This is a genomic window from Patescibacteria group bacterium (assembly GCA_041675205.1).
Taxonomy (GTDB): domain Bacteria; phylum Patescibacteriota; class Patescibacteriia; order GWA2-46-9; family GWA2-46-9; genus JBAYUF01.
This window is the reverse complement of record JBAYUF010000001.1, coordinates 105,096-115,899: the sequence shown is the minus strand read 5'-3', so window position 1 is coordinate 115,899 and position 10,804 is coordinate 105,096. Positions and strand designations below refer to the sequence as shown.

Sequence of the window (10,804 nt, the reverse complement as noted above, 5' to 3'; positions counted from 1 at the left end):
CCTATCTGGTAATCTCTACCTCGTTTTCCGTCTCTTTCCATGAGCCTGTACAGCCACCCGTGCTCAGGCTGTCTCCCGAACCAAGGGTACTACCGCTACAGAATCCCCAGTTATCTAGAATTTGCACCTGTGGCTTGACAGTGAACGGATTGCTATCGGTACCGGTACCGCCAACATCCCCACAATCACCATTTTCTTTGCACTGACTGATTTGATCAAAAGAGTAATTGTGAGTGAGCGAAATCGCCTGCGCAATTTCTGAACGGCTGGAAAGTCGTAAGCCTGTTTGCGTAGTCTTAGAGCCGTCCCTCCAGTCTACTATGTACTGCACAATAGGCTCCTGGTCGGAGTCAGCTACGGCGGTGAATCTAATACCAACAACACCGACATCCTTAACGGTTGTTGTGTCTAACACAGCCTTTGGAATACCTGGATACACAAAGCAAGCATCGGCAGCATCAGGATCATCCGGTTCGGGTCGAACATTATTCTTACACCGCTCATCCGGTACTGTTAAAATAGCACCAGTTGCTGGAGTGTATGCTTCATTCTTCCACTCCCACATCCCGTAGCTCTTAACAAATAAATTTTGTAGCAGTTTAACCGCCTCATTACGACCCCCGACTACTCCAGGTACACCAAGATAAGAAGCACATGCTGGCTGCCTAATGCTAACCGTCCCTCCCCAGGTCCATGGCTCACCTTCGGCAACGAAAGGTTGCACTGAACCAATCGAAAGACAGCTATACGGGCCACCAGCTCGGGCGAGCTCTTTGTTGCTAGTATTCACCTGCTTCGGCATAGCGAACAGTGCCTGTTTTCCAGCTTCAGTATTGGTATCCCATTGCGTGGGATCTCCCGCCGGGGCTGGCGGCACCGCCGAACCAAATGGTGGGCTATCAGTTGAATACCCGTAGGTTAGACCGCCTGGAAAACTAAATGGGTAGGTAGCTCCAGACGTTACCCGACTGGCGTAGGCCTTATTAGTACCATCCTCGTCCACTGTTCGAAGCACTGCCGTGCAGGCAAAGTTAGGACGGACCCAAAGCCGAATCTCTGATTGATCGCAACCAGTATCAATAGTTGAAATTTTAAGATACCGATAGTTGCGTTTACTATTTTCAGGGCCAAGATCAGCTAAATCAAGAAAGGCGGCTGACTTGCGGGTTGTAACTCTTGTCACTTCTGCCGCTCTCACTTTTACATCCCCGTCTTCACTGTCGTCACCATTAACGACCTGTCCCATTTTGTTACCAACATACACCTCGGCACATTCATCCTCGTCATCACTAGCCTTCAATATACGAATCGCGATTTCACACCCAGTGATGTCACCGCCATCTCTGTTGCAGGTACCAGGCTTATCAGTAATGCCACCGGATGACACATTTGGCAAACCATCAAAGCCACTCTTGAAGAGGTCGATGACAACGGTACTATCTGCTTCTATCTGATAGCTTTCCCACGGATCCTCTATTTTAATTGAGGAATGTTTGCCATTGTAATAGACACCGTAAAAATTATTGCTGGTGGCTGGTAAGAAGCCGTCGTAGGTTTCAATGCACTGGTACAAAGGAACGGGGCCGTCGTAACCGGCTCGATCTTCTTCACTGTCTTCACCAATAACATTGTCCACCGGCCACCACTGGATGCAGTAATTCTTATTTTGCGTGTCCCACTCCAAACAATAACCCAGTTTACCGCGCTGCTTTAATCCATTGTCGTCAAAGTAGGAGCACGACAGGGCATCAGCCTGCGGGTAAAGCCGGCATGACTGTGAAGCGTACTTATAATCAAGCGTTTCTAAACCTCGCTCATAGGCAAGTGGTGGAAAGTCAGGAGCAACCCTACTACCCGCCAGGTCGTTAGGGTTATAAAACTCATTTTTCTGATATTCAAGTGCTGGTTGTAATTTAATATCATCAATATACCAGAACCCGGAAGTCTCTGGTTTACCGGCCTGCGGCACCCATGAAAGTTGCAGTCGCACGTAACTCGTAGTGCTAGCTGTTGTAAATTTATCAGTGCGAATAGTCCACTCAGTCCCACGACCAAGGTTAAGTAGAGCAGAAAACTTATCACCCGTGGCATTGGGAATAGTTTCAGCAATGCCGTTGTATTCAAAGACACGAACTTCGCTACTTTCACCAGTGAATTGCCTTGTGTTCACCAAAGCAGATAGCACGTACTCGGTGTTTGGTGTAACGGGAATAAAGCGAGAAAGATTTGTTGAAGCATCATTAAGCACGTAATCGTCGTCTGGATCAGCATGATTGGCGTCTGGATCAGCATGATTGGCGTTTACCTCAAGTACATTCTTCCCTTCTGCAGGATAACTAATGCCTGCATCCTGAGCAGCCAGTGGGTCACCAATCACCAGCATATTCTGGCCTTGCCCCCATCCAACCCACCCGAACGGTTCACCAACAATGCTAGCGCTCTCAAAGGTACCATTAAAATTCCCGGCTAACTGACCAATTTGGCTCATCATCCCTGGCGCTAAATACCCCTGAATCACTTTTTTCTTCAACGGATCCGTTGTCCAGTCAAAGCCGACCTTTGAATACCCGGACCGATTACGCAAGAGGTCGACGGTGGCTGCCGTGTAGGTCAGGTCAGTATCAATAACGTCTGGGGCTCGTCGAATACAATTCCCCTTGTCGTCGAGCTCTTGGCACCCTTCAACCTCCAGACAAACGTTATTAGTAACCCCACCTTTGACAACTGTTCTGGCCGTCCGGCAAGATAGCCATGCACCACACTCGCGACCTGGCTGCACGCTAGCAATGAACGTTGCATCTTTTTGCAGCTGACAGTCGCTATCATTAGTACACGCCCTATCAGTTCCAACACAGCGGCTCTCGGCGGTAATACATACATACTCTCCCCGACTATCGCTGTTTGGCACTTTCGTACTTGTGGGGCTTGTATCGGCATCAAAATTGGCGGTGATACCTTTTTGGGTGAAGTCTTGCTGCACACCAACCAGCACGCAGTTCGCATTGTTTACCGTACCAGCACAATCTTTTTGCGATACACCATTGGCTAATTCATAGTGTAGTCCTGCTTCGCGTAAGCTAATGGCACGAACAATCACACCGCTATTTGTGGTAAATTCGCTTTTGTCTCGAGGAAGCAAACTTGCCGCCAAACCAACACTAACGGTGCAATCACCCTGGTCGTCACCACTAACATAAAACTGTGTACTGAATCGTTCGAAGGTTTCCGTAGAACGTGGCACGGCAAAGGCATAGGGAATATCACTAGCAGTAAACACTTCACCCACGCCACAATCTATACCGACATAGCCCGCTGTTTTAGTAGCGGCGGCATTTACCGCTTTCACCTCGGCTGACAATACGTACAGGGTGCGCGTTCGAAGTGCCACCCGCTCTTGCTCAAGACCACCCTCCATAATTTTAACACCACCCTCTACATCAGCTATATCCCCAGGAACCGTTTCCTTCCACCGAACTGGTTTGTCATCAGTTTTCAATATGAACTCACCGTTATAGAGAATGTTAGCGCTGCCATCAGACCGAGGATCAATAAATTCGCGACAACTATTTTGCTGCGCCGGACACACACCAGTAAACCCAGACTGCGGGCTAGGCGCAGTGCCACCGGCAATGTGGATGTTAACGTCAGGATCATTCTGACTAGCGTTACAATCTGGGGTCAGACTTATGGTTCCCTTAACGTACCAACCAGCGATTGGTTTGTCAGTTCGGTATTCACAAATTTGGCTACCTGGATCTTTAAAGTAATACGTCGAGCCACCGCTATCAGTAAAGGCAGAACACTGAAGCTCATCAATTCGACAAAGAATACTGTCGTAGGTGTCAGGATTATTTAAGACAGCTCCTGTCGTCCAGGTGCTAATGTTTGGATCTCCAAGACCAACAGAATTGCGCAAGATGAGTAACGCATCCTTAGCGCCTAAAACGTTACTGTCAAACTTCGCTACTAAATTTTCATCAATACCTGGTGTTGTTAGCAAATCTTTATCATACCCGGCGGCAACTAATCTAATGCGCAAATCTGAAACACAAGAATTTCTTTGTGTGTGGCATCGCAAAACCGCTAAGGCCAACGGAAGGGTTGGAGATGCTGACGCAGTAGAAAGGTTTGCTTTCCCCAAAAGCTCACACCCTTGGGCGCTTACTTTACATGTTTTGGCTGGGTCATTAACGATATAGTCGAGCGAGTCTTCAGGTACGGTAATGATTGTTTCACTGTCCTCAGCAAATGTCTTAGCAAAGGGGGCTACTTCACCAATCGTTGTGTTTTGCGTGTCGATGACGGCTTCACAGCCAACGACCTTATCATGACAGGCTCCGCCAAACTCCCACACAGAACGTTCCGAACCGTCACTCACTCTATATGATTGGCAACCCAAATAGGGTTCCCCAGTGTCCGGAGCAAAGCAAGCGGATGGTGTTTGCCAAGAATTTTTAATGAGGTAATGCGTATCACTCGTGGTGCGTAATGTAACGTTATCGACATAAGCGCGACCTGCACCAGCATGCGTTATAAGTAAACCAACCAGGGGGTCAGTAGGGTCTACAGAGATAGTTACTGGGTCACTCTGATATGTTTGCCACTCATTCGTTAAAGAATCTGTAATTAATAGGTCGACCTCCCCGCTCTTTCTTTCAAAAGAAAGTACGAAAGCTGAATCAGTATCGCCATTTTGTGCCCGTGCTGAAAAACTCACGACGTACGTTGCCCCGTTTGTAACCGAGCCGTCAACTGCCGTACTGCTACCATCAGAAACCGTTACTGGTTTACGGGTAGTGCGATCAAGTATTTCATACGAATGTCCGCCGACTGTACTGGCCACCGGGCTTAATCGTCCACCCTCCCAGTTTCCAGTGCCACGCTCAAAGGTGTCATTTAAAATAGTTCGATATCGAGCGGCTGTGCCGCCTCGATACTCACGGCAGCCAGCAACCGCCGCATTACACTGCCGACCTTCACCTGGCACGGCTTGATACAAGCAGGCCTGCAACGCACTGTTCCACCAACCATTTGATGCCTCACAATCTATGGTGTTGGACGTCGTTTTCCGTAATGGCCGACATTGGTCCGTCACGCTAATGGTGTGGGATAGCAAACGGTACGACACTAAACCAGCTTCATTATAAAACTGTCGACAATCGGGATTCCCTTGATAGGTGTTCTCGTTGCAGGTTCGCCACGCCGGGTCAGCGGTTTGCGTTGTATCAGCACAGGTCGCAGACTGACCATCGTCGGACCAATCAATTTTCGTACACGGCGCGGCGCTGTCAACACCGGTGTCACCGACATCGTTTACAAAATAATTTTCTACTCCAACATCCGTTTTCTTTAAAGTAAAGACTCGCAACTGGAAGCCGGTGTCGTCTGACCCTTCCCATGTGTAGAATGTCCCGGCATCTGCTCTACCTGGTAATTCACAGAATCGAACCTGTTGGTAGAACTCGCGCGATTCGCCGCCTTGCGTTGTTGTGTCTAAGTTTGTGAATTCATCACAACCAACCGCGGCGGCTGAACAACGCTCTCCCGAGGTAGGAATAAGGTCAACAAATTTTACCGACTCAAAGAAAGTTTTCCCTTGGGTGTAGGTGTCAAAGCCAACACACTCGCCCGGGCACGAAGAACCACTCACGGCCGTTACCGGTGTTGTGCGATTGGTGGGCGTATAGCGCAGACAACCAGCTTCCTGCGGTGTGCAGTAGCGGGCATACGGCTGACATTCCGCCCGTTCACTATTCTCATCTACGGCATCACTAGCCACCGCCGAGGGCCGACAACTCTGTTCGTTACTTGCAAGAAAGTCGATGTCAGTCTTCGCAGAGAGGTACGCCGGTGCTCGTTTTAAATACACCGAACTATTACTTGCCCCTTCGCCATATGCTGAATACGCCGACGCGGCACCAAGCTGAATCTTTACATTGTCAATTGCGACACCAGTAAGGACTGACAGCTCCAGCGTAAGTGATGAAGCAGCTGTGGCACCATAGGTTTTCCGCACCTCATAGTGCTGCCACTCGGTGGTAAGGGTAGCGGCTGTCTGTATGGCATCACCTGCCGCAAGGGTATAACCAAGAACTTGACCAGCAATGGCTCCACGAGCTTCAAATGAAAGCGTAACGGTTTGATTGGCTAGTGGCCCAGTGAGAACTGACTGCGATAGCACGCTAAGTGTTGTTGCCTTGAGTGACCGGCTCCCACTAAATTGCGCTTCGGTGACCGACTCCACGGCGCCGCCATTTGCGGTCCATCCGGTAAAGCTGTTGTCCTCTGCAACCACTTCAAATCCAGGATTACGAACTAAATTTGTGCTTAACCCATTTAGAAATTGCGCGCCGGTACGAATAAACTTTCGGCACCCCGCGTCATCTTTACTGCACGTTTCTGCTTGGTTATTCAGGAATATGACATCACTCGTGCTCCAGACTGTATCAGACAATGGTGTTGCACTATACATGGCACAACCAACGGAACTAGCGTCACATGGAGAAAAATCAACCGTATTGAGGAGATAGGAGACGGTAGTACCGCTGAGTTCATTTTTTAATGTGGTACAACTTGAAAACTGAGGTGAACAGCTCTTCCCACCAAAATCCCAAACTTGTTTTTCTTCGGTACAATACCCGTAGAACTTACAGTTCCCATCATTATCTCGAGCGATGCAGGTCTGTTCATCGGCACAGTAATTTGCATTTCGAGAAATCGCGACTTTGGGGGCGGTATCACCAACTGAAGTGAACTTGCCATCATTGTCAGAGTCCACACCGGGCAAAACATCCTGGCTTAGAATTTGTGGACCAGAACCTTGCAACTTGCAAAACGAATCCGGTGGCACGAGCACCCATGACGGATCGACTAAATGATAGTATGGGTTCAATGCTCCACCCGGCAGCTCTGGTTGATCGTAAAGGTTCAGTAACTCACCAAGCGTAACTCGTTTTGGGGAATCATCTTGAAAACGTTCAATGTAGCGGGCGGCTAACTCCCACCCGACTGGTACAATCCTATATTTTCGTAGAATAAGAATTGAACGATACGGTATCCCTTCATTGTAACTTGGCTCAACTGATTGTGGATCCCACGCAACAAATCCAAACGGTGCGTCTGCGTTAATGAGTCCGCGATCAACAGCTTCACGAACGGTAAGGCGCTGCGACACGGCGTTCCGAAAGCTATCAGTAATGACGCAATCATTCGGCCCTGGATTTTTTGTATTCTGACAACTCACGAGCTGTGACAACACGTCATACCGACCAGGAACAGTAAACCGTGGACGAAGCTCTTGCGCCAGTCGAGCTTGCGCGCCAAGAACCCCTTCAGTGGCGGATTCGGCTTCAAAATTACTCAAATTAGGTTTATTCCCACCGCTCGAAGAAGTATTACCACTAAATCCACCGCTGATAAGATTTTTCAAGAAGTTAGTGGCCAATGTATTCACAAAAATATCAACAGCATCACCAATAATGGTGCCGGTCGGCGATTGATTCTGCTCAGTTGTCGTTTTAAAAACACCGTCAAAAATACCTCGCACCGTCTGACCAGGTAACTTCAAAACATCCCCTACGCCGCCCGTTACTGGCTTATACCCACCAGCTTCAAGTCGCTCTTTTTCTGCCCGCTCTTTGGCTTCTCTTTTTTCAAGCAACAGATTTGACTGCAGTGTCAACGCAATGCCGAGGTCGCTTTGACTGGGGTTAAAACTCTGAGAAAGCGTTGGTAGAAAGTTTTTCTCTCGAATTAATTGCTCCCAGTTATGCTTAATGCGACTAAAGGTGCACTTCGGGGCACGCTGTCGACCGGAATTCGCTAACCCTAAATTAATGGAAAGTTGAATATCAGCATCTGGTGCACATAACCCTTGGGCAATAAGTCCCAACGTATTTGTTGAATCTGATTTCGTACCAGGGGTCCACTGACACTCAACAGGAATTCCGTTTATGGTAGTTGTAGTCAAACACTGCACCTCCTCGGTCGCCGTATTTGGTTCGATTGAGCCGTATTGATCACGACATTGGCAACTTGCCACTGGGCCGGTGATGAGTCCATCAACAAAAGCACCGGCCGCCCCTTCTGCGGCATCGGTCAAATAGGAACCCCACCCCTGCGTAATAAAGAGTGGCTTTTGCCCTTTCCCACCGCTGGCAATCCACACGGCTGTGTCACTGGCAATCTTATTTAAAAAATAACTAACGCCCTGACGAAAGCTCACCGCGGCCGACTCTTTCAGTGCTTCTGTTTTTATATCTGCTGCTTTCTCGTACGCCGCCACCGCTTTGTCTCCAATAGTTTGGAGTGAAGTCCAAATGTCACTAACCGATGTCGTAAAGGCCTTGATGGCTTGCGCATTCGCCCGTTGCGGCGCTCCAAACGTGCCAGTAAATAAAAACACAAGCGCGAGTAGTGCACCCACGAACCGATGACGCTTTTGCCGATTATGTAATCCTAACTGCATATAAAAAACTACGGCTGCGTCTGACGCAGCGTCTCTTCGTAAAGTTTCAGCAGTTCGGTGTCAGAAATTTTGGAGAGCTGCTCGTCAGTCACTCCTTGCTCTTTAAGTACCTTTCGAATTTCTTCTGTCGAAAGATTCTGAACGCCATCACTCGCTGTCGTTGAAGTTTGAGCCTGCACAGCGCTACGATACCCAGCAACTATTTCTTCATCAGTTAGTTTTGCCAATTCTGATTCAGCCACACCGGAAGTGAGCAACGCCGCTCGAATCTGCGCCGCACTTGGTTCTGTTGTGCCATTTGCAGAAACCTGTAGGAGCGACGAGAAGGTATCACCGGCGCTACTCGGCACATCAAGTTCAGCCACGGCCTGACAATTTTTTCCAGTTGGACAATTGGGGTCACTGCTCGCAGCAAGTTCATCGGCATCGTTTGCGCCATCTGAGTCAGAATCCGCCAAATACGGACTCGTGCCATACTGCGCCAATTCCTCTTCGTCGGTTAAGCCATCACCATCAGTGTCAACCAGCGCTGTTGTTCCCTCGGCTGTTTGAAGAGCGCCAACACCCTTTTCAATAAATGGATTTCGTAAAGAGCTTCGCAAATTCATTCCACCAAGAATGAGACCAACGCCACCAACAAAAAACAGAAACGCCAACAGGATTGATTGGCTGTGCTGATCAAATCGAACGCCAAGTTTTTGAAAAAAATCCATCATCGACTTTCCTTGATGGTTCGCTAGCTTTTTATTTTAAGAATTGTGGAAATCACCCACTCATTATAGCAGAGAATGACCCTCCCCGTCAAAGGAAAACGCTGTCAAAAAGTACTCTTCGTCCTTTATGCTTCCACTCGGAAATAAAGCACCATTATTCTTTGAAAAACTACAACTTTTGTAGCGCCAGTGACAACGTGTGCCACTGTAGAACGGTCAACTCTTGGGCACGGGCACGCTCGGCAATGTTACTTTTTTTAAAAATAGCATCGCACGCTTCTCGAGAGAGCTGAAAACCAGCACGAATATTTGTTTGTAGCTGCTTTCTTCTACCGGCAAAACCCATTTTTGCGACCCGCCAAAAAAATGCTTCTGGAACGTCGCTGAAAGGATACGAATGTACCAATGAAAAATGAACAACGGCGCTCATGACACTTGGCGGTGGATAGAAACTTTCCCGTGGCACTGACCGAACAAAAACTGGGGTGGCGTACAGTTGGGCGGAGAGGCCGAGCAAGCTCATTTTTCCCGGCGCCGCCACAATACGTTCGGCAACCTCTCGCTGCACAAGAAGCGTCATAGATAGTGGCTGCACATCATCTGATAAAAACTTACGAATGAGCGCGGCGGTGATGTTGTACGGAATATTAGCTACGACGCGATATGGTGCGGCCACATTAAACGCCTTCAGAGGCTTTGCCAAAATATCTCCTTCACACACTTCGAGTTTACTGACCGCCGCAAACCGTTCACGCAAAACGGTAACAAGCTCTCTATCAATCTCGACTGCTACAACACGATTCGCTTTTGCGACGAGTCGTTCGGTGAGCGATCCAACACCGGGGCCAATTTCTAAAATTGTGTCTGAGGATTGAACGGCAGCAGCCGTCATGATGCTGTCATACACCTCGTCGTCAACCAAAAAATTTTGACCAAATTTTTTCTTCGGCATGACGCCATACTGACGAAGCAATTCGGTCGTACCATGCTGTTCGTTCTTCGCAGCCTTTGTACTAGCGTTCATGATTAAAAATTTATTGAAATGGATCCTTGGCGCAGCACGGTGACTTCATCACCGACGACTCGACCTATGGTCGAAGGCAACCGTCGCGGTAAACGACCACTCGAAAAAAAGAAAATAAGTGCGTCGTCTGCGGCAAAGAACTTTTCAATTGCACGCGCATCATAACTGTCCCCCGCGCCGCTCTTGTTCGCGCTCGTCGCGACGATTGCTCCACCTATCCGCCGAGCGAGTGCTATTGCAACAGGAGAAGAAGAAACACGAACGGCAACGGTGCCGTCTAAGCTACCCAATCGACGAGCCAAAGATAAAGATTTTGCTGGTAAGACGAGCGTCAGTGGCCCCGGCCAATGCTGTGCGGCCAACAATTTTGCTTTCGACGAAAAACGAACCAGGCGTTCTGCCGAGGCAACAGAAGACGCGATGAGTGAGAGAGGCATATTTTTTGAGCGACTTTTTGCCTCGAAAATGGCCTTTAGTCCTTTAGCACTGCGAGGATCAGCCCCTAGCGCATAGCTTGTTTCTGTTGGGTAAACAACAAGGCCACCCTGCTGCAATGCTCGCACACATTCTTGTATACTGCTCAATTGAACAACCGCCATA

General features: G+C 48.7%; 4 protein-coding genes. All 4 read right to left on the bottom strand.

Going from position 1 to position 10,804, the window contains the following annotated elements:
• Position 1 precedes the first annotated feature (1 nt).
• Positions 2–8,467, bottom strand: a complete 8,466-nt coding sequence (locus WC052_00495; GenBank protein ID MFA7286131.1) for a carbohydrate binding domain-containing protein — start codon at positions 8,465–8,467, stop codon at positions 2–4.
• Positions 8,468–8,475: 8 nt separating this feature from the next.
• The gene (locus WC052_00490) at positions 8,476–9,180 is read right to left on the bottom strand and encodes a hypothetical protein (protein ID MFA7286130.1); all 705 of its coding nucleotides are present in this window, start codon (positions 9,178–9,180) and stop codon (positions 8,476–8,478) included.
• Between the two features lie 169 nt (positions 9,181–9,349).
• Positions 9,350–10,204 (bottom strand): 16S rRNA (adenine(1518)-N(6)/adenine(1519)-N(6))-dimethyltransferase RsmA, encoded by an 855-nt coding sequence (gene rsmA, locus WC052_00485; protein ID MFA7286129.1) that lies wholly within the window; start codon positions 10,202–10,204, stop codon positions 9,350–9,352.
• A 2-nt stretch (positions 10,205–10,206) separates the two neighbouring features.
• A complete protein-coding gene (locus WC052_00480; GenBank protein ID MFA7286128.1) occupies positions 10,207–10,803 on the bottom strand; it encodes an L-threonylcarbamoyladenylate synthase in 597 nt (198 codons plus the stop codon).
• Between the last annotated feature and the right edge of the window lies 1 nt (position 10,804).